General features: G+C 65.2%; 21 protein-coding genes. 10 read left to right on the top strand and 11 right to left on the bottom strand.

Annotated features, from left to right (window positions below; all coding sequences use genetic code 11):
- Positions 1-48: 48 nt before the first annotated feature.
- The 4 genes from ilvD to OPC11_RS18200 all read right to left on the bottom strand — a co-directional run bounded on the left by ilvD (position 49) and on the right by OPC11_RS18200 (position 4,510).
- Positions 49-1,758, bottom strand: a complete 1,710-nt coding sequence (ilvD, locus tag OPC11_RS18215; protein ID WP_264782876.1) for a dihydroxy-acid dehydratase — start codon at positions 1,756-1,758, stop codon at positions 49-51.
- Positions 1,759-1,845: 87 nt separating this feature from the next.
- On the bottom strand, positions 1,846-3,225 hold the full coding sequence (locus OPC11_RS18210; RefSeq protein WP_264782875.1) for an FAD-dependent monooxygenase: 1,380 nt from the start codon (positions 3,223-3,225) through the stop codon (positions 1,846-1,848).
- A 96-nt stretch (positions 3,226-3,321) separates the two neighbouring features.
- Complete coding sequence (locus OPC11_RS18205; protein WP_264782874.1) at positions 3,322-3,573, bottom strand: hypothetical protein; 252 nt, start codon at positions 3,571-3,573, stop codon at positions 3,322-3,324.
- Between the two features lie 52 nt (positions 3,574-3,625).
- Entirely contained in the window at positions 3,626-4,510 is an 885-nt protein-coding gene (locus OPC11_RS18200) for a sulfurtransferase (protein ID WP_264782873.1), read from the bottom strand.
- A 108-nt stretch (positions 4,511-4,618) separates the two neighbouring features.
- Here OPC11_RS18200 and OPC11_RS18195 point away from each other — a divergent pair, with 108 nt between their 5' ends.
- Positions 4,619-4,918: a hypothetical protein gene (locus OPC11_RS18195; protein ID WP_264782872.1), complete on the top strand. Its 300-nt coding sequence runs from the start codon at positions 4,619-4,621 to the stop codon at positions 4,916-4,918.
- Here OPC11_RS18195 and OPC11_RS18190 read toward each other — a convergent pair.
- The gene (locus OPC11_RS18190) at positions 4,902-6,275 is read right to left on the bottom strand and encodes an FAD-binding oxidoreductase (RefSeq protein WP_264782871.1); all 1,374 of its coding nucleotides are present in this window, start codon (positions 6,273-6,275) and stop codon (positions 4,902-4,904) included. The genes OPC11_RS18195 and OPC11_RS18190 overlap by 17 nt on opposite strands.
- Positions 6,276-6,705: 430 nt before the next feature.
- On the opposite strand from OPC11_RS18190, the gene katG reads away from it, so the two are divergent.
- Together katG and OPC11_RS18180 are read left to right on the top strand one after the other, a co-directional pair.
- Entirely contained in the window at positions 6,706-8,853 is a 2,148-nt protein-coding gene (gene katG, locus OPC11_RS18185; protein WP_264782870.1) for a catalase/peroxidase HPI, read from the top strand.
- Positions 8,854-9,052: 199 nt separating this feature from the next.
- Positions 9,053-10,873, top strand: a complete 1,821-nt coding sequence (locus OPC11_RS18180; RefSeq protein ID WP_264782869.1) for a prolyl oligopeptidase family serine peptidase — start codon at positions 9,053-9,055, stop codon at positions 10,871-10,873.
- On the opposite strand, the gene OPC11_RS18175 is transcribed toward OPC11_RS18180, so the two are convergent.
- Positions 10,874-11,854, bottom strand: a complete 981-nt coding sequence (locus OPC11_RS18175) for a hypothetical protein (protein WP_264782868.1) — start codon at positions 11,852-11,854, stop codon at positions 10,874-10,876.
- Positions 11,855-11,964: 110 nt separating this feature from the next.
- Between OPC11_RS18175 and OPC11_RS18170 the strand changes: the two genes are divergently transcribed.
- The gene (locus tag OPC11_RS18170) at positions 11,965-13,161 is read left to right on the top strand and encodes an MFS transporter (protein WP_264782867.1); all 1,197 of its coding nucleotides are present in this window, start codon (positions 11,965-11,967) and stop codon (positions 13,159-13,161) included.
- A gap of 48 nt (positions 13,162-13,209) precedes the next feature.
- Here OPC11_RS18170 and OPC11_RS18165 read toward each other — a convergent pair whose 3' ends face one another.
- The 3 genes from OPC11_RS18165 to OPC11_RS18155 form a co-directional block, all read right to left on the bottom strand.
- Entirely contained in the window at positions 13,210-13,431 is a 222-nt protein-coding gene (locus OPC11_RS18165; RefSeq protein ID WP_264782866.1) for a 30S ribosomal protein S17e, read from the bottom strand.
- A 74-nt stretch (positions 13,432-13,505) separates the two neighbouring features.
- Positions 13,506-14,039, bottom strand: coding sequence for a peptide-methionine (S)-S-oxide reductase MsrA (gene msrA, locus OPC11_RS18160; RefSeq protein WP_264782865.1), 534 nt, complete (start codon positions 14,037-14,039; stop codon positions 13,506-13,508).
- 105 nt (positions 14,040-14,144) lie between these two features.
- Positions 14,145-15,371: a polysaccharide deacetylase family protein gene (locus OPC11_RS18155; RefSeq protein WP_264782864.1), complete on the bottom strand. Its 1,227-nt coding sequence runs from the start codon at positions 15,369-15,371 to the stop codon at positions 14,145-14,147.
- A 223-nt stretch (positions 15,372-15,594) separates the two neighbouring features.
- Between OPC11_RS18155 and OPC11_RS18150 the strand changes: the two genes are divergently transcribed.
- Entirely contained in the window at positions 15,595-16,668 is a 1,074-nt protein-coding gene (locus OPC11_RS18150) for a transcription initiation factor IIB (protein ID WP_264782863.1), read from the top strand.
- A 93-nt stretch (positions 16,669-16,761) separates the two neighbouring features.
- Positions 16,762-17,466: a DUF4097 family beta strand repeat-containing protein gene (locus tag OPC11_RS18145; protein ID WP_007981771.1), complete on the top strand. Its 705-nt coding sequence runs from the start codon at positions 16,762-16,764 to the stop codon at positions 17,464-17,466.
- Between the two features lie 4 nt (positions 17,467-17,470).
- On the opposite strand, the gene OPC11_RS18140 is transcribed toward OPC11_RS18145, so the two are convergent.
- Together OPC11_RS18140 and OPC11_RS18135 are read right to left on the bottom strand one after the other, a co-directional pair.
- Positions 17,471-18,934 (bottom strand): Hvo_1808 family surface protein, encoded by a 1,464-nt coding sequence (locus OPC11_RS18140; RefSeq protein ID WP_264782862.1) that lies wholly within the window; start codon positions 18,932-18,934, stop codon positions 17,471-17,473.
- Between the two features lie 113 nt (positions 18,935-19,047).
- Positions 19,048-20,415 carry a UDP-N-acetylglucosamine 2-epimerase gene (locus tag OPC11_RS18135; protein ID WP_264782861.1) on the bottom strand — a complete coding sequence of 456 codons (1,368 nt, stop codon included), beginning with the start codon at positions 20,413-20,415 and terminating at the stop codon, positions 19,048-19,050.
- A gap of 108 nt (positions 20,416-20,523) precedes the next feature.
- On the opposite strand from OPC11_RS18135, the gene OPC11_RS18130 reads away from it, so the two are divergent.
- The 4 genes from OPC11_RS18130 to OPC11_RS18115 are packed head-to-tail and all read left to right on the top strand — an operon-like array spanning position 20,524 to position 23,811.
- Positions 20,524-21,459, top strand: a complete 936-nt coding sequence (locus OPC11_RS18130; protein WP_264782860.1) for a DUF4129 domain-containing protein — start codon at positions 20,524-20,526, stop codon at positions 21,457-21,459.
- On the top strand, positions 21,456-22,025 hold the full coding sequence (locus tag OPC11_RS18125; protein ID WP_264782859.1) for a hypothetical protein: 570 nt from the start codon (positions 21,456-21,458) through the stop codon (positions 22,023-22,025). The genes OPC11_RS18130 and OPC11_RS18125 overlap by 4 nt, the downstream gene beginning before the upstream one ends.
- Positions 22,022-23,296 (top strand): DUF58 domain-containing protein, encoded by a 1,275-nt coding sequence (locus OPC11_RS18120; protein ID WP_264782858.1) that lies wholly within the window; start codon positions 22,022-22,024, stop codon positions 23,294-23,296. The genes OPC11_RS18125 and OPC11_RS18120 overlap by 4 nt, the downstream gene beginning before the upstream one ends.
- The gene (locus OPC11_RS18115; RefSeq protein WP_232423819.1) at positions 23,293-23,811 is read left to right on the top strand and encodes a hypothetical protein; all 519 of its coding nucleotides are present in this window, start codon (positions 23,293-23,295) and stop codon (positions 23,809-23,811) included. Before OPC11_RS18120 ends, OPC11_RS18115 begins: the two co-directional genes overlap by 4 nt.
- The last annotated feature ends 19 nt before the right edge of the window (positions 23,812-23,830 follow it).

Genomic DNA, 23,830 nt, shown 5'->3' with positions numbered 1-23,830 from the left:
CGAGGCGCAAAGCGCCTCGTCTCGTTCGCGGTGGGGGTGCTTACGAAGTTACTCCCGCTTCGCGCCCGGATTCGTCACCGCGCCGTTGGCCGCCGACCCGAACGTTTCGCCGTATTTGGCGAGGACGCCGGAGTCGTAGCGCGGGGCGTCCGGTTCCCAGTCGTCCAGTCGCGCGTCGAGTTCCTCCTCGGAGAGGTCCACGGAGAGTTCGCGGTTCGGGATGTCCACCGTGATTTCGTCGCCGTCCTCGACCACCGCGATGGGTCCGCCGTCGCGGGCTTCCGGGGCGACGTGTCCGACCATGGGACCGCGGGTCGCGCCGGAGAACCGGCCGTCGGTCAGGAGCGCCACGTCGTCCTCGTGGCCCTGTCCGACGACGGCCGCCGTCACGCCGAGCATCTCGCGCATGCCGGGGCCGCCGCGCGGGCCTTCGTTTCTGATGACGATGACATCGCCCGATTCGATGCCTCCCTCTTGAACGTACTTCATCGCGTCCTCCTCGTTCTCGAAGACGCGGGCTGGACCGCTGTGGTGGAACTTGTCCTCCCCCGTGACCTTTAGGACCGACCCGTCGGGCGAGAGGTTGCCTTTCAGGATTTTGATGGCCCCTTCCTCGTGGAACGGGTCGTCCACGGGGCGGAGGAAGTCGGCGTCGGAGTCGCCGGAGACTCCTATATGGTCGAGTTCCTCCTCGATGGTGCGGCCGGTCACGGTCATCGCGTCGCCGTGGATGTAGCCCCCGTCGAGCAGTCGCCGGAGGACGACGGGGATGCCGCCCTCGTCGTGGAGGTCCTTCATGACCCGCGTGCCGCCGGGTTGGAGGTTGGCGATTTTGGGCGTCCGGCGCGAAATCTCGTCGAAGTCGTCGATGTCGAGGTCGATTCCGGCCTCCGCCGCGAGCGCGAGGAGGTGCAGGACGGCGTTGGTCGAACCGCCCATCGCCACCTGTACCGCGATGGCGTTCTCGAAGGATTCGCGCGAGAGGATATCGGACGGTTTGCGGTCGTTTTCCACCGCGTCCAACACGAGTTCGCCCGCACCCTCCGCGACTTCGTATCGTTCCGGCGATTCGGCAGGTGGACTGGCGGACCCGAGCGGTGCGAGGCCGAGGACTTCGCTGATGGTCGCCATCGTGTTGGCGGTGAACATCCCGCCGCAGGACCCCGCGCCGGGACAGGCGTCGTGTTCGAGTTCGACCAATTCGTCCTCGGTCATGTCGCCGTGGGCCACCGCGCCGACGCCCTCGAAGACGTTCTGAACCGTCACTTCGCGCCCCTCGTGTTCGCCGGGGAGAATCGACCCGCCGTACAGGAAGACGGTCGGCAGGTCGGTGCGGATGGCCGCCATCATCATGCCGGGGAGGTTCTTGTCGCATCCCGCGACCGTGACGAGGGCGTCCATGCGCTCGCCGAAGGCGACGAGTTCCACGCTGTCGGCGATGACCTCCCGCGAGATGAGGCTAGCTTTCATCCCCTCCGTCCCCATGGAGATGGCGTCGGAAATCGTGATGGTGCCGAACTCGATGGGCATGCCGCCCGCCTCGTTAACGCCGTCGATGGCCGCCCCGGCCACATCGTCCAGATGAACGTTGCAGGGCGTGATGTCGGCCGCTGGGTTCGCCACCCCGACCATCGGCGAGGAGAGGTCGTCGTCGTCGAAACCCATGGCGCGGAACATCGCCCGATGCGGCGCGCGTTCCGGGCCTTCCGTCACTTCTCGGCTCCGCAACCCGTCGTCTTTCTCCGTGCTGTTGCTCATGACTGTGAGTAAGGGCGGCACGCCGAGTTAAAGCCTCCCGAAGCGACAGACCTTGCTGTCGAATCGCCCGGAGCGCTCGGCCGGGAATCACGCCCGCTGTCGAACGAAGTCAGCCGACCACCCGGACGGCTTGAGGACGCGCCACGCGACGGCCGGGCGGAACAGCGAACTGGGCGGGCGCTCCATCATCAACACCCGGACGAACGCGGTGGCGAGTTCGCCGTCCGTGTGCGCCTTGCGAATCAAGCGAGAGAGGTACCTGCCGACGAACTCCGTGCCGCGCGGTTTGGGACCCGTCGTCCGTTCGAACGCGAAGTCGCTGCCGACCCCCAGCAGCCACGCGGTATCGACGACCGGTTCCGCTCGGTCGAAAAAGCGGAGCGCGAGGTTCTCCCGACCGCCCGCGGACAGCGTGTGATGCAACACGAGCGCTTCGAGCGCGGCCACCGACATCCCCTGTGCGTAAACCGGATTGTAGCTGGCGATGGCGTCGCCGACCACGAGGAGACCGTCGGGGAATCTGTCGAGACGCTCGTAGCGGTATCGCCTGCTGGCGGGAAACGGATAGCGGTGGACGGCCTCCGCAACCGGCGGATGCTCGTCGAGCAACTCCTTCACCTCGGAAACGGGGAGGCTTTCGGCGAACTCGGTGAACCCCTCGAAATCCCCCGGCGGAACGTCGCCGTGGACGCCGTTCATGTTCACCACCCAGCGGTTTCCCTCGACGGGGGCGGCCATCCCACCGCGGGTGTGCGGCGGCGCGGGCGGCACGAGGAACGTCCGGCGGTCGTCGGGCGGTCGCTCGACGAAGGTGGTGCTGTAGTGCACGTCGATGTGCACCTCGTCCAGCGGCGGCGGCGCGTAGCCGTGAGCTTCCAGCCACTTCGGCGTTCGACTCGTCCGGCCGGTGGCATCGACGACTAAATCGGCGCGCGCTTCCTTCCGCTCCTCGCCTTCGTGGAGCACGACGCCCTCCACGGTCGTCGCCGCGTCGTCACAGAGGAACTCCACGAAGCGACAGTTCGGGCGGAGATGCACGTCGTCGAGGTCGGACACGCGCCGTCGAACGACCTGCTCGAACAGCGGTCGGGTCGCGGAGACGTTCTCCATCGGCGTCGGCCCGTGGGCGAGAAAACCCCCTTCGCTGTAGAAGTTCACGTCGCTGGAGAAATCGACGACGACCCCGCCTGCGGAGACGAGCGCCTCGCTGAAACCCGGGAACAAATCCTCCAGCGTCGCCCGTCCGGCCTCCATGAGCGCGTGCGGTTGGCGTCCTTGCGGGACGCCGGGACGAGCGACCGACTCGTCGGGAAACGAATCGCGGTCGACGACCGTGACGTTCTCGAACCGGTCGGACAACACCCGCGCGGTAACCAGACCGGCCATTCCCGTCCCGACCACCACCGCCGTCCCGCTCCGCGCCGACGGATTTGCGCCGTCGTACCGCGGAACGGTTTCCAAGGTCATGCGGACATCCCTCCCCACCGCTGACTTCGCGCAGCAATGTGTTAATCATTACCACACCACCTGTCTTCGGAGGTTCACCGATATGGTGTCCCCCTCTCACGCCAGTTCGGAGCGGATATCGTCCACCAACTCCCGCGCCCGTTCGACGTGCTCGTCCGCCTCCTCGCTCCCAGTCTCCTCGACGTGCGAAAGCAACTCGTCAGCCTGTGAGACGCGCTTTTCCACGACCGATTCGGGCGCGCCTCGGGCGTCCCCGACGACCGCTTGTGCTTCGCCGAGGTACTGACTCGGGCGCGTGGCGACCGGCAACGACGCCGTGGCTTCCAGGTGGTCGTACAGTTCGGCCACGAGTTCGTGAAGTTCGGTGATGGTGGCGATTCGTCACCTCGGAAAAAAGAAGTTACTCCTCGCCGGTTTCGATGGGCGCTCGAACCAGATTGCCCCACTCGGTCCACGACCCGTCGTAGTTGCGCACGTCCTCGAACCCGAGCAGGTCGTGGAGCGCGAACCACTCGATGGAGGAACGTTCACCGACGCGACAGTAGGCGATGATGGACTCCTCGCCGTCCACGCCGTGGTCGGCGTACAGTTCGCGCAGTTCGTCGGCCGACTTGAACCGTCCGTCGTCGGCGAGGACTTGCGCGACCGGAACGTTGCTCGCGCCGGGGATGTGCCCGCCGCGTTGGGCCGTCTCCTGCAACCCTTCGGGCGCGATGACTTCGCCCGTGAACTCCTCCGGCGAGCGCACGTCCACGAGCGGCAGGCCGGATTCGATGGCCGTGTCCACGTCGTCCTTGTACGCCCGGATGCTCTCGAAGGGGCCGCGGGCGTGGTACTCCTGTACCGGGTGGTCGGGTACTTCCTCGGTCAGTTCGTAGTCGTTTTCGACCCAGTAGTCCTTCCCGCCGTTCAGCACGCGGGCGTCCTCGTGGCCGTAATATTTGAACTGCCAGTAGGCGTACAGCGCGAACCAGTTCGGAATCCACCCGTCGCCGTAGAAGACGACGGTGGAGTCCTCGTCGATTCCGGCGTCACCCACCACTCGCTCGAAGTCGTCTTTCTTCAGGATGTCCCGCTCGGTTTCGTCCGAAAGGTCCTCGTCCCACTGCAGCCCGATAGCGCCGGAGATGTGTCCGTCGTCGTAGCGCGACGGGAAGTCGCTGTCGGGTGATTCGGGACTGTTGACCTCCACGAGGCGATACGCCGGGTCGTCGCTTTCGAACTCCTCGATGTTGTCTTCCACCCAATCCGCCGAGACGAGAACGTCGTTTGCGTACGCTGACATCGAACTGTGGACGACGCCCGACGGCAAAACTCTCCCGGCCAGCGCGACCCGTCTCCCGGAACGTTTCCCGCCCGAAGGACTACTTTTGCGGCCGTCGTTGACCGTGGTATGTCGAACACATCGGTCCGCGAAACGGTTTCGACGCTCCGAGAATCGCGGGAGGCGATTCACGAGGGGCGAATCGCCATCGCCGAAGCGAGGGTCGAACTCCGAGCGCGCTACGACCGCGCCCAGCGTCGAATCGACGACATCGACCGCGCCCTCGACCTGCTCCAGGAAGAGGGTCCCGAAACCGACCTCCGAGAGCTGTTCGGACTGCTCGACAGCGACGGCGAGTCCCCCGAACGCGCCGTTGGCGATCGCCCCGACGAAGAGGTCGGAGAGGCCCCCGCTATTCCGTCACGGTGACGGTCTCGACGGGGGCGAACACCCCGTCCGGGTCGTACCGCTCCTTCACCGCCGCTAGACGTTCCTCGTTCGCGGTGAACGACGTTCGGGACGCCTCGTCCCTTTCGAGCATCGAGAAGTTGACGTAGGTCGCGCCGGTCGAATACTCCTTGGTCGCGTCCCAGAACTCCCGAACCCACGCGACGTTTTCCGCGTCGTCGGCCGGGTCCTCCCACGTCCCGTCGATGCTGAGCAACGCCGCGGCGCTCCGGTCGCCGAAGGCGGTTTCGTCGCTTCCGACGCGGGCTATCTCCCCTCCGAGCGACCGAATCGGGACGAGGGTCCGCGGCGACGGTCGCCGCCGCGCGAAGTCGAGAATCGTCTCGGTTTCGTCGTCGTCGAACGCGGCGAAGTAGTGCGATTTCCAGTAGTAGCGGTCGCCGTCCGGGAACGCCGCGTCGAGCATCGACTGTACCTGCAGGTAGGGCATCGGTCCGCTCAAATCGAGGAGCGGCGTTCCGATTTCCCGGAGGGGCTGCATCGCCTCTGGCCCCCTCTCCGGCGGTCCGGCGTACATCCCGACTACGCCGATGAACGGCGTGCCGTGAAGTTCCTCCGGAAACATCGGGTCCGGCGGAACGCTCCAGATGAGCGCATCGACCGTTATCTCGTCCGGCGCGTCGGTCATGAACTCGCGCCACGCCGAGAGCACCGCCTCGCCGTCGTCGAGCGGGTAGAGCGCGCCGAGGAAGAACACCTCCGGGCCGAGTCGGAGACACTCGTACTCGAAGGACGTGACGACGCCGACGCCGCCCCCGCCGCCGCGGAGCGCCCAGAGGAGATCTTCGTGCTCGTCCTCGCTCGCGTGGACGAACTCCCCCTCGCCGGTTATCACGTCGGCCGAAACGAGGGAATCACAGGTGAGTCCCAACTTCCGTCGCGTCCATCCGTACCCGCCGCCGAGCGTGAGTCCGGCGATTCCCGTCTCCGAGACGACGCCGCCCGGTGCGACGAGCCTGAAGGCCTGCGTCTCCCAATCCACGTCGGCCCACGTCGCGCCGCCCTGTGCCCTGACGCGGCGGTGTTCGGGGTCCACCGTGACGGACCGCATCTCCGAGAGGTCGATGACGAGGCCACCGTCGCGGACGGCGGTTCCGGCGACGTTGTGCCCGCCACCGCGTACCGCGACCGGGATGTCAGCCTCGCGGGCGAACTCGACGGCCTCCTTTACGTCTCCGACGCCGGAACACCGCGCGATGATGTCGGGGTGTGCGTCCCGCATTCCGTTCCAGACGATTCGGTCCTCCTCGTATCTCGCATCACCGGGGCGTGAAATTCGCCCCCGGAACCGCTCGTCTATCGTTCCGTCCTCGCTCATTTGGTGTGTTTTCGTCCCCATCTCCACCGCCCCAAACGTATGTTAGCATCCGACAACCAAAGTGATGTATCGCGTGGCGTCTGCCACGATATACGGCGGAAAAATTATAGAAGACAGGAAACGAACGCTCACTCGAACGACCCATCGAAAAGCCGTCCGTTCGATGGCATCGTATCGTGGTTTTTCCGAACGTATTTTCTAAATCGAGAAAAATTATTCTCGGTGAGAGAACTAGTGCGACCATATTTAGAAGTGAAGACAGAGAATAGGAAACATAAGCGGCAAATTTATAAACAATACCTCTTATATTCTACGTACAGGAGATCCTGTTAATGTCCGAGGATACACCCAAACACGGCATGGCAGAACCCGATTACGAGCAGGAGAACGTCGAGGCGTTCGACCGCGAGGAGACGCAGGAGGTCTCCCGATGACGCTCGGTGACGACCACGACTGGTGGCCGGAGCACCTGAAGGTAGAGCTCCTCGACCAGAACGCACGGGACGTCGGCCCGATGGACGAGGAGTTCGATTACGCCGAGGCGTTCGAGTCGCTCGACCTCGACGCCGTGAAGGCGGACATCGAAGAAGTGATGACGACCTCGCAGGACTGGTGGCCTGCCGACTACGGGCACTACGGGCCGCTGTTCATTCGGATGGCGTGGCACAGCGCCGGGACGTACCGCACCAAGGACGGCCGCGGCGGCGCGTCCGGCGGACGGCAGCGCCTTCCGCCGATCAACAGCTGGCCGGACAACGTCAACCTCGACAAGGCTCGCCGTCTTCTCTGGCCGGTTAAACAGAAGTACGGCCGCAAGCTCTCGTGGGGCGACCTGATCGTCCTCGCCGGGAACGTCGCCCTCGAATCGATGGGCTTCGAGACCTTCGGCTTCGCCGGCGGCCGAGAGGACGACTACGAGCCCGACGATGCGGTCAACTGGGGTCCCGAAACCGAGTGGGAGAAGACGTCCTCCGACCGATTCGACGAGGAGGGTCACCTCGAAGACCCGCTCGGGAACACCGTGATGGGCCTTATCTACGTGAACCCGGAGGGTCCGAACGGCGAACCGGACCTCGAAGGGTCGGCGAGGAACATCCGCGACACCTTCAGCCACATGGCGATGAACGACGAGGAGACGGTCGCGCTCATCGCTGGCGGGCACACCTTCGGGAAGGTCCACGGTGCCGACTCCGGTGACAACCTCGGTCCCGAGCCCGAGGCCGCTCCCATCGAAGAGCAGGGCCTCGGCTGGGAGAACGAGTTCGGTGAGGGCAAGGGTCCCGACACCATCACCAGCGGCATCGAGGGACCGTGGACCAGCGCACCGACCAAGTGGGACATGGGCTACATCAACAACCTGCTCGACTACGAGTGGGAGGCCCACAAGGGTCCCGGCGGCGCGTGGCAGTGGCGGCCGGTCGATGAGGAGGCAGAGGATACCGTCCCAGACGCCCACAAGCCCGACGAGTCGGTCGACCCGATGATGCTCACGACCGACGTCGCGCTCAAGAAGGACCCGGACTACCGGGATATTCTGGAGCGCTTCCAGGACAACCCGGACGAGTTCCAGGAGTCCTTCGCAAAGGCGTGGTACAAACTCATCCACCGCGACATGGGCCCGCCGGAGCGGTTCCTCGGTCCCGAGGTTCCGGACGAGACGATGGTCTGGCAGGACCCCGTTCCCGACGCCGACTACGACCTGATCGGAGAGGACGAAATCGCCGAACTCAAGCAAGAGATTCTCGACTCCGATCTCTCCGTCTCTCAACTGGTCAAGACCGCCTGGGCGTCCGCGTCGACGTTCCGCCACAGCGACAAGCGCGGCGGCGCGAACGGGGCCCGCATCGGTCTCGAACCGCAGAAGAGCTGGGAGGTCAACGAGCCGGACGAGTTGGAGAGCGTGCTGACGACCTTGGAGGGTATTCAGGAGGACTTCAACAGTTCGCGCTCCGACGACACGAAGGTGTCGCTCGCCGACCTGATCGTGCTGGGCGGTAACGCGGCCGTCGAGGAGGCGGCCGCGGACGCCGGCTACGACGTGGAAGTTCCGTTCGAACCGGGCCGGACGGACGCCACGCAGGAGCAGACCGACGTCGATTCCTTCGAAGTGCTCGAACCGGACGCGGACGGATTCCGCAACTACCTCGGGGACGACCTCGACCGTCCGGTGGAGGAGGAACTGATAGACAAGGCCGAGCTACTGACCCTGACGGTGCCCGAGATGACGGTGCTGGTCGGCGGCATGCGCACGCTGGGCGCGAACTACGAGGACAGCGACCTCGGCGTCTTCACCGACGAACCGGAGACGCTGACCAACGACTTCTTCGAGAACCTGCTCGGAATGGACCACGAGTGGGTGCCGGTCTCCGACGACGAGCAGGTCTTCGAGCTCCGCGACCGCGAAACGGGCGACGTCGAGTGGGAGGCGACCCGCTTCGACCTCATCTTCGGATCGAACTCCCGACTCCGTGCCGTCTCGGAAGTCTACGGAGCGGACGACGGCGAGGAGAAGTTCGTCCGGGACTTCGTCGACACGTGGGACAAAGTGATGAAGCTCGACCGCTTCGACCTCGAATAACCGCAGTCACGAGTCACCGATTCGGTGGCCGCGTGCGGCGTCTCGATGGCGTCGGCACCTGATTTTTCTCGCGCGATGGTTCGAGCGCTCGTTGCAGCACGGTCGCCGATTCCGCGATTGTAGCGCCGAAAACATAAGATATACTACTGAAATGGCGTTCTGGAAAGGTTGATACTTTGACTGTTGGTATTCGGACTCGATGACAGGAGATTTTTCCCTCGAATCCCTCGCACGCCTCCCGGTGTTCAGCCATCCGGCGGCATCACCCGACGGCGAGCGGGTCGCCGTCTACTACGACAGCACCGGCCGCAACGAACTCCACGTTATCGACGTGGAAACGGGCGAAATGCGGCAGGTGAGCGACGGCGAGGTGCCGCGGAACGTGAGCCAGCCGTTCGGGTGGGCACCGGACGGCGAGCGCATCTACTACCATCTGGACGACGCGGGCGACGAGCAACACGACATTTGGGAGTTAGACCTCGACGGGAACGCCGCGCCGGTCGTCGAGGACTCCGGGCAGTGTATCCTCACCGATATCGACGACGGGAAACTGCTCTACGTGAGCAGCGCCGACGGACAGATGAACCTCTACCGCTACGACCGCGAGACGGAAACGAGCGAGCAACTCGCGGAGTACGAGTTGGGCGTCTTCCACGCGTCGTACGGTCCCGACGGGGACCGGATGGTCTACATGTCCAACGAGTCGGACGATTTGACCAACATGGACGTGTACGTGGCCGACGCCGACGGGTCGAACCCACGGAATCTCGAACTCGGCATCGACGGGAGCGAAACGCACTTCGAGGACTGGTCGGCGGACGGAACGAAACTGCTCGTCTCGGATAACGCGGCGGACAAGACCCGAAGCGGCGTCTACGATTTCGAATCCGAATCCGTCGAGTGGTTCGGCGACGGCGAGTACGTCGAGGACGGCGCCGCGTTCCTCCCGGACGGAAGCGGCTTCCTCGCGCTCCGAAAGCGTGACGCCGCCGTCGTTCCGTTGGTGTACGACTTCGACGGGACCGCGACGGAACTCGATCTCCCCACGGGCGTCGCGTCGTTCCCGCTGTACAGCGACTCCGCATTCCTCGGCGACGGTCGCGTGCTCGTCGAAGGGACGACGCCGACACAGCGGCCCGCGCTGCTCGTCTACGACCTCGAAACGGGCGAGACCGAAACGCTTCTCGAACCGGTTTACGGCGACATCGACCCCGAGTCGTTCGTCGACGCGGAGTACATCACGTTCGAGTCGCACGACGGCACCGACATCGGCGGCCTGTTGTACGATTCCGGCGAACGCCCGTCCAAGGCGGTCGTGAAGGTTCACGGCGGCCCGCCGGTACAGGACCAGCGGAACTTCAAACGACGGACCCAGTTCTTCCTGAACCGGGGCTACACCGTGCTGGAAATCAACTATCGTGGGTCGACGGGCCGCGGACGCGAGTTCAAGGACAGTCTCATCGGCGACTGGGGCGGTGCCGAACAGGCGGACGTCGCCGAGGGCGTCCGTTGGCTCCGCGACAAGGACTGGATAGACGAGGACGAAATCGTCGTGTACGGCGGCTCCTACGGCGGCTACAGCGCCTACTGGCAGATGGTTCGGTACCCGGAACTGTACACCGCGGGCATCGCGTGGGTCGGCGTCACCGACCTCCACGACATGTACGAGAACACGATGCCGCACTTCCAAACCGGCCTGATGGAGAAGTACATGGGCGACCCCGACGAGAACCACGACCTGTACCGCGAGCGAAGCCCCATCGAGTACACCGAAAACCTCGATTCGCCGCTCCTGATGGTCCACGGCGTCAACGACCACCGGGTGCCGGTTTCGCAGGCCAGACTGTTCCGCGACGCGCTGGACGAAGCCGGCTTCGAGGAGGGAGAGGACGGCGACTTCGAGTACGAGGAGCTCGGCGAGGAGGGGCACGGCACGAACGACATCGAGCAGAAGATTCGCTCGATGGAACTCGTCGCCGACTTCCTCGACCGGCGGGTGGCGACGAACTGCGTATCGTAATCAGCGGTCGTCCACGACCGCCAATCCGCGCGCCGTCGTCCGTTCGAATTCGGTCGGCCACTCCGCGACCACTTCTCGCCACGTCGTCCCGGCGTCCTCGGTTCGGAAGAGGCCGCGGTTGTTGACGGCGTACAACTCCCCGTCGGCGGTGCCCGATTCGAAGACGGCCCGGGTGACGCCCTCGCCGGTCGGGAGGCCGTCCAACCGCTCCCACGGTTCGCCGTCCCGCTTCCGGGAGACGATGGAGTCCGCAGAATCGACGTTGTGGGCGGTTCGCGGCCCCGTCGCGCTGGAGAGGAGGACGGTATTCGGGTCGTCCGGCGCGAGCGCGACGCTCCAACAGTACCGGCGGTCGAGTCCCTCCTGCGGGTACTCCCACGTCTCGCCGCCGTTCTCCGATTCGGCGTAGCCGTCCCCCGCGGCGGACCAGACCTGCCCCGGCGCGTCGGGATGGGTGGCGAGCGAGTGGTTGTCCACGCGAGCGGTCGGTACCTTGTCCTCCCACGTCTCGCCCGCGTCGTAGGTTTGGACGAGCGCCCCCGCCTCGATACCGACGTAGAGGTGGTTCGGGTCGTACGGGTCGGGTTCTATCCACCGGACGTGATGGGTGTGCGGACGGGGCGGGAACGACCAGTTCGGTTCCGACGGCAGGTCCGTCAGCCCCTCGCGGCGCTCCCACGAGTCGCCGCCGTCCGTGCTTCGGTAGACGGCGCTCGGTTCCGTGCCGACCCACACGGTGTCCGGGTCGGTGGGGTCGATGGCGAGCGACATCACCGACTCGCGGATGGTCTCCTCGCCGACCGACTGGAACGACTCGCCGCCGTCCTCGCTCCGGAAGAGACCGGCGTCGAACGTGCCACTGAAGACCCGTTCGCCCGTCGCGGCGACACACTCCAAGTCGTGGTCCGACAGCCGAACCGCGGCCGTTCCCGCTCCGTCGGTGACGAACAACCCGTTTCGCATCGCGGCGTACAGTCGCATACCGGGAATAACGGACTCCAGCCGCCTGAAGCTATGGACTAATTGAAACATATTCTACAGGAACGGATTTCAGGAAACCGTTTACTATCGACCGTTCGAACGCCGACTCGATGTCGCGCTCGTCGGCCATCTACAAGTACTACTGCTACCAAGCGACCGTCTCGTTCGGGTTCTTCTCGCCGATATTCACCCTCTTTCTCCTCTACCGAAACCTCGATTACACGCAAATAGCGCTTCTCAGTGCGCTCTACTCGACGCTGACCGTTCTGGGCGAGATTCCGACGGGCTACGTCGGCGACCGCATCGGCCGCCGTGACAGCCTCGTCGTCAGTTCGGTCTGCATGACGCTCTCCATCCTCGGATTCGTCGTCGCTCGCTCCTTCCCCGCGCTCGCCCTTTTGTACGTCCTGTGGACGCTCGCGCTCGTCTTCCGCTCCGGGAGCGGCGACGCGTGGCTCTACGACTACCTCCGCGCGGAACTCGACACGGACCGGTTCGCCCGCGTTCGCGGTCGGGGCATGGCCGTCAACCGAGCGGTAACGGTCGTCACGGTCCTCGCCGGTGGCGTGCTGTACGAACTCGACCCCCGACTGCCGTTTCTCGCATCCGGCGTGCTGAACGGCGCTGGCGTGGTCGTGCTGTTGACCCTCCCGCGAAACCGTGCGTACGCCGAGGGCGACGACAGGGACGTTCTGTCGCCGCTCGACGCGGTTCGCGTCATCCGCCGTCACCTCTCGAAACCGCCGCTCCGGTCGTTCGTGACCTACGTGGCGCTGTTTTTCGCCGCGACCGGTGCCGTCGAAAGTTACGTCCAACCCATCGCCACGGGACCGCTCGGACTTCCCGTCGAACTCATGGGACCGCTGTACGCCGGGTTCACGCTCGTCTCCGCCGGGGTGAGCTACTACGCCGGGACGATAGAGGAGGTCGTCGGCCTCCGAACGACCACCGTGTTCGTCCCGGTGGTTCTCTGCGTCTCGTTCGTCCTGCCGGTGTTCGCCCCGCTCCTCGCCCTCCCCATGTTTGTCGCCCGAACCGGGTCGAACACGCTGCTCCGGCCGCTGGTCAACCAGTACATCAACGACCACTCGGAGTCGGTCGGCCGGGCGACCGTCCTCTCCGCCGCGTCGATGGCCTACGCGGTACTCAGGCTCCCTCTCGTCCTCCTCGGCGGTCTCGTCGCCGACGCGTACTCGCCGCTGGTCACGGTGGCCGCCGTGGGCGCGGTCGTCCTCGTCGGACTCGTCTCGGTCACCCTCTGGGAATCGCCCGTCGGAACCGGAACCGAAACGGCCAGCGGCTCGTGATTCGGCCGACGCGCCCCCGAAAATTCGTTCGACCGTTCGCGGCGGTTCTCACTCGCCGGTGCTCGCCGGTTCTCGCTCGACGGTGCGCGGCGGTTCCCCGCCGCGTCTCGTGATGTACCCCGCGATGCGGTTCCGAACGCTCTTCGAATCGACGTTCGTCAAGACGCTCACGCTCTCCTTGTTCCGGTCGAAATCGTCCGTGAACGCTTCCGGGTATCGCTCCAAGAGGATTCCTCCCACCTTCTTCACGTAGTCTGGTTGAACGGGCATTGGCACGTCGTCAACCCACTCCGGCAAAACAGTTGGGGCATCCCTCAACACGGTGAAACGAAGACGATTCCGACCTACTGGTTCGCCTTCCCGACGAACTTCTCGCGCACTTTGCGGATTTTCGGCTGGGCGTTCATCGTGCAGTAGGCGTCGTTGGGGTTCTTCTCGTAGTAGTCCTGATGATAGTCCTCGGCCTCGTAGAACTCCGAGAGCGGTTCGACGTCGGTGACGATGGGGTCCTCGAACGCGCCCTCCGATTCGAGGCCGTCGATGTACGCCTCGGCGACCTCCTTCTGGTCGTCGTCGTGGTAGAATATCGCGGAGCGATACTGGGTGCCCACGTCGGGGCCTTGCCGGTTGAGCGTCGTCGGGTCGTGGATGGTGAAGAACACCTGCAGGAGTTCGTCGTAGCCGACCGTCTCGGGGTCGTACTCCAACTGGACGACTTCGGCGTGACCCGTCTCGCCGGAGCAGACCGCTTCGTAGGTCGGGTTCTCGACCGACCCACCGGCGTAGCCCGACGTGACGGACTGCACGCCGTCGAGTTCCTTGTACGCCGCTTCCAGACACCAGAAACATCCGCCCGCGAGTGTGGCCGTCTCGGTCATGGGGGGAGGTTGGACCGCGAAGCGTTAAGACCCTGCGGTGGCGGTCAACGTTTCAGCTATCGCCTCGTTCCGGCGTTTGAACGAAATGAACGAACCGAACCGACGTCAGCCGTCGATGAGTTGGGAGGCGGTGATGACGTTCACGTCCTGCTTCTCGACGTACTGCAGGAGCGATTCGAAGTCGGCCTCGCTGATTTCTCCGTCCGTCCCGACTTCGTGAAAGAGCGGGACGACGAGTTGCCCGTACTCGGCGGCGTTGTCCACGTACCGCTTCGTCACGTCGAGGTTCTTGCCGTTCACCCGCGAGACGATGGCGTCCTCGTTTTCGAACGGCATGGCGTTGGGCGACGCGCCGAAGCTGAACACCGTGTCGTAGTACTTCCGGGCGAGGTCGAAGGTGTTCGGACCGACCTCGTTTTTCGGGACGAGGAGGTGGCGCGCGCCGTCCTCGAAGCCGCGGGACTGCAGGTACTCCTGTGTCCGCTTCAGGAGGTCCTCCTGCTCTTCGGGGGAGTAGTCGGGGAAGTAGCGAGCCTGCACGTCGGGGTGGGCCGATATGTCCCAGCCGCCGTCCGCCATCTCCGAGAGTTGGTCCTCGGTCAGGCGGTCGTCGTGCCCGATGCTCTCGGGGATGACGGCTTCGACGCCCGCGAAGTCGTACTTTTGCATCAGTTCGAACGCGCGGTAGTGGGTCGCGTGGCTGTCGTCGAAAGTGAACATCACCGCGCCCGTCTTCGGGCGGGAAACGGTCCGAAGGTCGTCGACGAGGAACTCGATGGGTGCGGACGCGTTGGTGTCCACCGGCCGTCCGACGATGCGGATGTCGGACACGGAAGCGAGGTCCGGGCTCCCGGTCGCGGCGGTGACGCCGAGGTTGAGCCGCACCCAGCGGTCTTTCGGTCCGACGAGGGTTCGTTTCAGACGGAGGACGTTGCGTCCGTCCGGAGCGTGCAGTTGGACCGCGATTTTGGCGAAATCGTGGCTGGTCACCTTGACGGCCACCGAGAGGTTGGTCCCGCGGAGGTCGGCACCCGAAAGCGACCGCACGATGTGCCCTTCCTTCGTCTCGTCGCTGCCGGTCACGCGCGCGCACTGTGACCCCTGATACGGGTCGTCGGTGGCTTTCGATAGCGTCCCCTGCCGTGGAACCGCCCGCCACTCGTCGAGCGTTTCGAAATCGTGGGGAACCGGCACGCTCGACGCACCCCCCTGCCGCGTCTTTCGCTCGTTCTCGTCTGTCGGTAGCGGTGCCTTGCCTGCAATCGAGGAACAGCCTGCAAATCCGACCGCACCGGCGGTCGCCAGAAACGTCCGTCGCGTCTGTCGCGTCATCTCTATCCTTCCGAATGAGACTCCGTATATATTCTTATGAGCAGTTTAATGAGATGCGGTTTTTGTTGCTATAGAATACTGAATTTAGTACATCTACTTGAGACTCTATCCGAAGGCTTGCCAATTCAAGCGATAGATTTATATGTGTTTCGCACTTACCTATGGTTAGCGGAGCACCCTTGCCACCGGTTTCTCCCGAGGGTCAGTTCCGACTCATTCCATCATGACGAGCACGAAAATCCAGCAGACGGACGAGCGGACCGCAGCGCATTCGAACCAACCGCGGACGCGAAAGCGACGGGCACGGACGAACGAACACGAGGACGAACGGGCGACGGAGCACGAGCACGAAGACGAGCGGGCGGACCACCGCTGTCCCGAATGCGGTGGCAGCCTCGTCACTGACTCGGAACACGCCGAAACCGTCTGTAGCCAGTGCGGCCTCGTCGTCGAAGCCGACGGCATCGACCACGGCCCCGAGTGGCGCGCCTTCGACGCCAGCGAACGCGATTCGAAATCCCGCGTCGGGATGCCGACGACGAAGATGATGCACGACAAGGGGCTGTCGAGCAACATCGGCTGGCAGGACAAGGACGCCTACGGACGGTCGTTGAGTTCGCGCCAGCGCCAGAAGATGCAGCGCCTCCGAACGTGGGACGAGCGCTTCCGCACCCGCGACAGCAAGGAGCGCAACCTCAAACAGGCGCTCGGCGAAATCGACCGCATGGCCAGCGCGCTCGGCCTCCCGAAGAACGTGCGCGAGACGGCGAGCGTCATCTACCGCCGCGCGCTGAACGAGGACCTCCTGCCGGGGCGCTCCATCGAGGGCGTCGCAACCGCCTCGCTGTACGCCGCGGCGCGCCAGAGCGGCGTCCCCCGCACGATGGACGAGGTGACCACCGTCAGCCGCATCGACGGCATGGAATTCAAGCGCACCTACCGCTACATCGTCCGCGAACTCGGCCTCGGCGTCAAACCCGCCGACCCAGAGCAGTACCTCTCGCGCTTCGAGAGCGAACTCGACCTCACCCACGAGACCAAGCGCCGCGCCCACGACCTGCTCAAGACGGCGAAAGAGACGGGTATCACGAGCGGGAAATCGCCCGTCGGCCTCGCCGCCGCGGCGCTGTACGCCGCCGCCCTGCTCGAAGACGAGAAGCTCACGCAAGACGAGGTGAGCGACGTCTCCGACGTGAGCACCGTCACGATTCGCAACCGCTACCACGAACTGTTGACCGCGGCCGACGAGACGGATGCGCTCCCGACGACCGCCGGTACCGACGAGGCGACAGCCTAATCGGATTTTTCCTTCGAGTAAGCGACGAATAGAGACATCTCTCGGATTTCGTGTCACCCCAAAATACAGTATTTCTGAAGTCGTTGCCCACCTATGAACCGGCGAACGCTCACGGCGGGACTGGCGAGCGGTTTCGCGGCCGCCCTCACCGGGTGCGTCTCCCGACTCTCGACGGCGGACCAGACGAATAAGACCGAGCACCGGACGTTTCAGGTACAAAGCGGAACGCGGCTGGCGGTCGAGAACGAAAACGGGTCGATAGACGTTCGTCGCCACGACGGCAGCGACGTCGATGTGACGATGAAAATTCACGCCCGAGAGGGTGGCTCGCTCGATGACGTCTCCCTTTCGGACGCGAAGACGGCGGACGAACTCCGCCTGCGCGTGCACGCGGACGCGGACGACGTGAGCGTGGCGCTGACGGTTCGCTACCCGAACTCCGTCCCGGTCGGAGAGCTACGGAGCACGAACGGACGCATCGATGCGACGGTGGTCACCGCCGGAGACAGCGCGGCCGTTCGAACCGAGAACGGCAGCATCGACGTGAAACTGCTCGAAGTCGCGCGCGACACCGACGTTCGAACCGAGAACGGCAGTATCGACGCGGCGCTCGCGTCCGACCTCGACGCGACTGTTTCGGCGACGACGAAAAACGGGTCGCTAAACGCGAGCGGACTCGACTTCTCCTCGGAAGAACTCTCGATGACGGGGTTCACCGGCGTCCTCGGCGACGGGTCGAACGACCTCTCGTTCGAGACCGAGAACGGGTCTATCTCGCTCTCCGCTACCTCGGAGTAACCGCTCACCGAATCCGCGAGAACCGCATTTTCCGGTTCGTGCTCGGTTTCGAATTCGGCCGAATGTCGTCCAAATCGCCGACCGTCGGCCCGTTGACGATGGTCACCGTTCGCCCGTGGCGGTCGATGCGAAAGGCGTCGGCGAACGGCCCGTCCTCGATGCGCCACGTGTCCGGGCCGACGCGGGTCGCGTTCCGTCCGCGAAGCAGGTCGCGGTACGCTCGTCGGAACTCGGTCGCATCACGGGGCGTCTCCCATTTGGTTCGCCAGACGTACCCCCGTTTGTCCCCCTTGTGGTACGGCCAGAGTCGGTCGTTCGCCCAGCCGTCTGACGGCGTACTGGAGTAGTTGAACAGGTCGAACTTCCCTTCGTCGGGGTTCTGGAACTGTCGCCAGCGGATGATGGGGTTCCCCTCGGCCCGGCCCTGATACCAGAACATGGTGTAGATGCCGGTCTCTCCGACCGTCTGTGACCCGTTGACGCCGCGTTTACCGTAGAGCTTCCAGCCGTTTCGCGCCTGTTCGCCGAGGCGGAGGCGTTCGGGACCGTCGGTTCGCGTCTCGGGGTGGATGACCGCCTTCGACGACTCCGGCGGGTTTCGATACTCCTCGGTCACCGCCTTCCACCCGCCGGAATCGAACCGCGAGGCGACGTACGCGGGACCGTCGGAGTAGGGCTGAATCAGCGCAACCTGCATGGCGAGGTTGTAGGACGGAAGCGGGCCGCCGCCGTACGGCGTCCGCTTCGGCCCGACATCGGGCTTGGCGACGCACTGCCACGACTTCCCACACCGGTTCGTGTACCGCTTCTCGACGTACATCGCTTCGCCCTCCGTCAGGCCGTCGTCGGCGCGGCGGCCGTCCATCGTCTTCGATTCGAGTTCCGACGACGACAGGTCGACGTGCTGGTCCTGTATCGCGTGGGTGAGTTCGTGCACCAGCGTCGCGTTGTCGATGCGGCGCTGGCCGTGCGAGATGACGTAGATTCGGTCCTCTCCCGGGACGTAAAACCCCGCGACGCGCTGTTGATAGAGTCGGGTCTGCTGGCGGGCGGCATCGGCGCGCTCGCCGGTGACGAACAGCCCCTCCCACACCTGATTCTCCCACGCACGCTGTGGCGGCGTGTTCGAACGCGCCGCCTGCTGTCGGACGAGGTTCCGATACTCCTCCCGCGACAGCGGCTCGACGTCCACCGACCGGGTGAACTCCTCGTCTCGGATGAACTCGACGCGCGCCATCGCCCGCCCCACGTACGCCTTCAACTCAGCGTCGGACAATCCGTCGCGCTGGTTCACGTCGATGCTCTCGTTGTACCAGTAGCCGTTCTCCCAGCCGATGACGTCGGAACTCGGGTCCGGCGGATGGGTTTCGGCCGCGCTCGAATCTCCGTGGTTTCCTCCGGGAGCCACCATCGCGACCACCGGCGCGGCACAGACGAGTAACACGACGACCACCCCCACGAGTCGCATACCGATGCCACGAGCGCCCGCGGCATAACGGTTGACCGTTGTGTTACGCCGCGTGTTTCGTCGAATTTGGTCGAATCGGGGTGAACGCTGGCGGGACGGCTTCCCCGATTCGGTTACAGATAGTCGAACTCCCGCCGTCCGGCGTCGAACCCGGCGCGTTCGTGCGCCCACTCGAACGGGTCTTCGTCGCGGCGGTCCCAGAGGAACGAGACGATTTCGTCGCCGACGTCTTCGCCGTAAAGCGACGGTCCCGAGCGCATTCGCTCGCGGAGCGAGTCGTTCCCGTGAACGTGTTCGACCATCCCCTGCATGAACTCGCCCGAAATCGGCGGTACGAGGAGGTTGGAGTTCGCTTCGAACACCGTCTCGGGACGGTCGGTGTTGAATCGCGCGGTCAGACAGACGGCCTCCTCGATGTGGTTGAGTTCCTCCTGCATGCTCCCGGAGTCGGTCAGTTCCGCGAAACACTGCCCGGATTCGAGGAACTCGTAGACGTGTGCGTGACGCTTCCAGAGACCGCTGAAGAAGAAGTTGTCGTGGTCGTCGTCGAGTCGGAGCAGTTTTTCGCGCAGACCGTAGTTTTCGAGCGCCGTCTTGGTGGCGTTGAGTTCCACGAAGTTGACGTTGTACCCCGCCTCGACGAGCCCGATAACCGCGTTCACGATGGCGCGAAACCGGTCGGGAAGGAGGTTCGCCCGACGGTGGACGTCCACGCGAATCCAGTCGTCGCGGCGTTCGAGAATCGGGTAGACGTCGAAGACGCTCTCGCCGTCGCCTCCCTTTTTCATTTCGATGGCGTCCACGACCGAGTTACCTACGACCGGAATCCGCTCTCGACCGTGTACTTCCTCGGGATAACCTTCGCGGACGAGGTGGTCGCGGTTCAGCGCCGTCGGCGCCAAGTGGTACGTCGCTGCGGCGGACCCGACGAACGTGTCGTACTGCTCCGGGAACGGTTCCGTTCGGTTCAACTCCCAGTCCGCGTTCCACTGCTCTTCGACGAATTCGGCGGGCGTCCCGTACCGCTCGAACGGCGGGGCCATGCTCCGGAGACCGGCTTCGTTGTGGGCGACGCCGCTGTTAGTGGCGAACAGCCACGCCTGCGGGACGATTCCGGCGGCGAGCGTATCGCCGTGGACCACCGGGAGGACGGTGGTGTCCGGGTACGACGCGGCCAGCGCGTCGGCGACCGACTCGATGCGGGTCAGCAACTCCGCCGACTTCTGCGAGAGACCGCCTCGGACGTTCAGGTCGACCGCGATGTGCTCCGCGAGGTCGTACTCGTCGAGTCCGTGACCGAGCAGGTCGTCGTAGTGTTGGCCCGTGTGGAGGACGAAACACGGGACGCCTCTCTCGCGGGCCGCCGCGACGACGGGCGCTTGTTTGTAGAAGTCGGGTTTCGTCGCGGTGACGACGGCCAATACGAAGTCCTCCCCTTCCATCTGTCGGGCGAGACGGTCGTCGTGTATCTCGACATCCATCGAGTTGACCGCTCGTTTCGGTTTGTATATTTCTTGTCATCCTCCGGGACGCCGATGTCCCGGAAAGAAGACAGAAACCCTAAGTTATCAATCCCGCTACTCGGTACCGTGGAACGAGATACCGCCCGCGTCATCGTCATCGCCCTCCTCTGCATCCTCGCCATCGCGTTCGCCGCCGCGACGCTGAACTCCGCCGTGACGGACGGCGGGTCGGGGACCGGTTTGGGCGGCGGTCCCGGTGGCGTCGGAAGTGGCCAGACGAACGGATCGAGTCCCAGCATGGCCGGTGAGGGAGCCCCGGCGATACCGCTCGAATTCCCCTGCTATCCCGTCCTCAACACGGGACCGGTCATCCTGCTCATCCTCGCGGTGTTTCTGGGACTCGTGGCGCTCGCCTACCGGAAGGCGGGGTTTCTCGGTGCATTCGCAATAGTCGGGCCGGTCGGCATCCCGACACTGCTCCTACACGCGCTGTTGACGGCGTGCACCGCCCCACCCTTCCAAGGCGCGGGTGGACTCATGGGCGGGAACCGGACCAACTTCTCGCTCCCGAAGGGCGGTACGGGCGGCATCGGAAACGGTGCGACGAACGTGACCACACCGTCGGTGCTGATGTTCCTCGTCCTCGGCGTCGCGCTGGTCGGTGCCGTCGCCCTCCTCGTTCGGAGTTCGAGCGGCGACGAGGAGACGACGCCGGAGGTCGAAGCCCTCGACGAAAGCGACGAGGACATCGCGGCCGTCGGGCGGGCGGCGGGCGAGGCGGCCGACCGAATCGAATCCGAATCGAGCGTCGAAAACGAGGTGTATCGAGCGTGGCGCGAGATGACCGAGTATCTGAACGTCTCCTCGCCGGAATCGAGCACCCCGGGCGAATTCGCCGCGGCCGCCGTGGACGCGGGGATGGCCCGTGACGACGTGACCGAACTGACGAGCGTCTTCGAGGAGGTCAGGTACGGCGGACAGGACGCCAGCGACGACCACGAACGGCGTGCGGTCGATGCGCTCCGCCGCATCGAGCGAACGTACGCGGAGGACGACGAATGAACGTTCGGTCAGTCGTTACGGCGGTCGGAGTCCTCGCCGTCGGATGGGGGCTGGCGGTCGTCTTCGCGCCCGGGTTGGCGACACTCTTCCCGCTTCGGGACCTGTTCGTGAAGTTCGTCGGACTGCTCGCGTTCGTACAGGGGCTTCGCGTCGTCCAGTCCCGACGGCACACCGACATCGACGGGACCGACACCGGCGACCCCGAGACGAACGTGACGCTTCCGATACCCGGGCAGGAGTTCGACGAGCGACTTCGGTCGGTTCACTCGGGACCGCGAAAACGACGGTTCCGGTCGCGGAAGGAACTCAGGGAACGACTCGAAAGCGCGCTGGTCGAAGCCATCGTTCAGCGCGAAGGCTGTTCGGACGACGGCGCACGGACGCGCATCGAGACGGGGGAGTGGACGGACGACCCCGAGGCCGCCGCGTTCGTCGCCGGGCAACCCGCACCGCGGCGGTCGTGGCGCGAGTGGCTCCGCCAGTCGTTCGGCAGCGAGTCGGCGTTCCAACACCGTGCACAGCGGTCGGCCCGTGCCGTCGCCCGGTACGTGGAGGAGGGACGATGAACGTCGTCCGCGAGACCAACCGGTGGCACGGCGTGAGCGCCATGGCGCTGCTCGCGGCCGGTGTCGGCGTGTTCACCGAGAGCCCGGTCACGCTCCTCGTCGGCGTGGTCGGCGTCGCCTTCGCGGCGTACGCTCGGACCGCGACGCCGCCGTCGACCGACTTCGAGTTGACGCGCACCGTGGCCGAGTCGGCTCTCGGACCCGGAGACGAAACGACCGTGGAGGTGACGGTCGAGAACGTCGGCGAGACGACCGCGCCGGACCTCAGAATCGTGGACGGCGTTCCGGACGGACTCCGCGTGACGGCGGGGTCGCCCAGAATCGGGACGGCGCTCCGCCCCGGCAAACGAGCCACGTTCAGTTACACCCTCGAAGCGGTTCGCGGCGACCACGTTTTCGGCCCGGCACAGGCCATCGCCCGAGACTTCAGCGGCGCTGTCGAACGCGAGTTCGAACTCGAAGACGAGACGACCATCACCTGCACACCCCGACTTCAATCGACGGCCGACGACGTTCCGCTCCGCGAACAGACGATTCGACACGTCGGACAGGTCACCACCCGAGAGGGCGGCACGGGCGTCGAATTCTTCGCCACACGGGACTACCGGCCGGGCGACCCGCTCTCGCGCATCGACTGGAAGCGCAAGGCCCGCACCGGCGAACTGACGACCGTCGAGTTCCGCGAGGAGCGAACCGCGACCGTCGTGCTCCTCGTTGACGTTCGGGAACAAGCGTACCTGACGGCCGCGACGGAGGACCCGAGTGCGGTCGAGCACTCGATCCGCGCCGCCGGGGACGCGTTCAGCGCCCTGCTCGACAACGGGGATAGGGTCGGCATCGCGGCGCTCGGCCCGGAGGAGGCGTGGCTCGCACCCGGCACCGGCGAAACCCACCGCGCCGAAGCGCGGAACCTCCTCTCGCACGCGGCCGCGTTCGCCCAGAGGCCGCCGGACGAGATGTTTTACTCCACGGTGAAACTGCGCTGGCTTCGGCGGCGGTTGCCGAGCGACGCGCAGGTGGTATATCTCTCGCCACTCTGTGACCGGTTCGCTCCGGAGGTGGCGCGGCGACTCGACGCCATGGGCCACCCCGTAACCGTCATCAGTCCGAATCCGACGACGGACGAGACGACGGGACAGCGACTCGCACAGGCGGAACGAACACAGCGCATCACGTCGCTCCGCGCCGGAGGTGTTCGGGTCGTGGACTGGAACCCCGACGACCCCCTCGGCGTAACGCTGGCGAAGATGAACAGGCGGTGGGCGCGATGAGCGGAACGGAAATGCGGGACGGGACCATCGACCGCTCGCCAGCGCGGGTGAGTCAACTGCTCTCCGTCATCGCCGCGTCCGTCGCGGTCGGCGCGAGCGCGCTGTTCGGCGGCGTCGGCGCGCTCGGCGGCATCCTCGGCCTGCTGTTCGTCACCGTGGGCGTCGTCCGGGGAAGCCGTCGCTCCGTCACCATCGGCAGTTTCGTCCTCCTGCTCGGGATTCTGGCGGGAAGCCTCGTCGCCGCACCCCCCGAACTTCTGATTCCCGGCGCGATAGCGACCGTCCTCGCGTGGGACTTCGGCGAACAGGCCATCAACGTCGGCGAGCAGTTGGGCCGGGAGGCGGACACCCAGACCCTCGAAGTCATGCACGCCGCGTCGAGCGCGGTCATCGGCATCACGGCGGGCGTCGTCGGCTACGGCATGTATCTGGCCGGAAGCGGCGGCAGGCCCGTGACCGCGCTGGTGTTCCTGCTGATCGCGGTCCTGGCGCTCACGTCGGCGTTGCGGGCGTGAAACGGAAGAAGAACTATTT

Source organism: Haladaptatus sp. T7, assembly GCF_026008575.1.
GTDB lineage: Archaea > Halobacteriota > Halobacteria > Halobacteriales > Haladaptataceae > Haladaptatus > Haladaptatus paucihalophilus.
This window is presented reverse-complemented; position numbering and strand designations above follow the sequence as displayed.

What these genes read in the sequence shown, in the direction of transcription:
- OPC11_RS18200 (WP_264782873.1), bottom strand. Translation starts at nt 4,510, where the DNA reads ATGTCAGCGTACGCAAACGACGTTCTCGTCTCGGCGGATTGGGTGGAA.
- msrA (WP_264782865.1), bottom strand. Translation starts at nt 14,039, where the DNA reads ATGACCGAGACGGCCACACTCGCGGGCGGATGTTTCTGGTGTCTGGAA.
- OPC11_RS18165 (WP_264782866.1), bottom strand. Translation starts at nt 13,431, where the DNA reads ATGCCCGTTCAACCAGACTACGTGAAGAAGGTGGGAGGAATCCTCTTG.
- OPC11_RS18155 (WP_264782864.1), bottom strand. Translation starts at nt 15,371, where the DNA reads ATGACGCGACAGACGCGACGGACGTTTCTGGCGACCGCCGGTGCGGTC.
- OPC11_RS18170 (WP_264782867.1), top strand. Translation starts at nt 11,965, where the DNA reads ATGTCGCGCTCGTCGGCCATCTACAAGTACTACTGCTACCAAGCGACC.
- katG (WP_264782870.1), top strand. Translation starts at nt 6,706, where the DNA reads ATGACGCTCGGTGACGACCACGACTGGTGGCCGGAGCACCTGAAGGTA.
- OPC11_RS18210 (WP_264782875.1), bottom strand. Translation starts at nt 3,225, where the DNA reads ATGACCTTGGAAACCGTTCCGCGGTACGACGGCGCAAATCCGTCGGCG.
- OPC11_RS18135 (WP_264782861.1), bottom strand. Translation starts at nt 20,415, where the DNA reads ATGGATGTCGAGATACACGACGACCGTCTCGCCCGACAGATGGAAGGG.
- OPC11_RS18195 (WP_264782872.1), top strand. Translation starts at nt 4,619, where the DNA reads ATGTCGAACACATCGGTCCGCGAAACGGTTTCGACGCTCCGAGAATCG.
- OPC11_RS18175 (WP_264782868.1), bottom strand. Translation starts at nt 11,854, where the DNA reads ATGCGACTGTACGCCGCGATGCGAAACGGGTTGTTCGTCACCGACGGA.
- OPC11_RS18190 (WP_264782871.1), bottom strand. Translation starts at nt 6,275, where the DNA reads ATGAGCGAGGACGGAACGATAGACGAGCGGTTCCGGGGGCGAATTTCA.
- OPC11_RS18140 (WP_264782862.1), bottom strand. Translation starts at nt 18,934, where the DNA reads ATGCGACTCGTGGGGGTGGTCGTCGTGTTACTCGTCTGTGCCGCGCCG.
- OPC11_RS18120 (WP_264782858.1), top strand. Translation starts at nt 22,022, where the DNA reads ATGAACGTCGTCCGCGAGACCAACCGGTGGCACGGCGTGAGCGCCATG.
- OPC11_RS18125 (WP_264782859.1), top strand. Translation starts at nt 21,456, where the DNA reads ATGAACGTTCGGTCAGTCGTTACGGCGGTCGGAGTCCTCGCCGTCGGA.
- OPC11_RS18150 (WP_264782863.1), top strand. Translation starts at nt 15,595, where the DNA reads ATGACGAGCACGAAAATCCAGCAGACGGACGAGCGGACCGCAGCGCAT.
- ilvD (WP_264782876.1), bottom strand. Translation starts at nt 1,758, where the DNA reads ATGAGCAACAGCACGGAGAAAGACGACGGGTTGCGGAGCCGAGAAGTG.
- OPC11_RS18115 (WP_232423819.1), top strand. Translation starts at nt 23,293, where the DNA reads ATGAGCGGAACGGAAATGCGGGACGGGACCATCGACCGCTCGCCAGCG.
- OPC11_RS18180 (WP_264782869.1), top strand. Translation starts at nt 9,053, where the DNA reads ATGACAGGAGATTTTTCCCTCGAATCCCTCGCACGCCTCCCGGTGTTC.
- OPC11_RS18145 (WP_007981771.1), top strand. Translation starts at nt 16,762, where the DNA reads ATGAACCGGCGAACGCTCACGGCGGGACTGGCGAGCGGTTTCGCGGCC.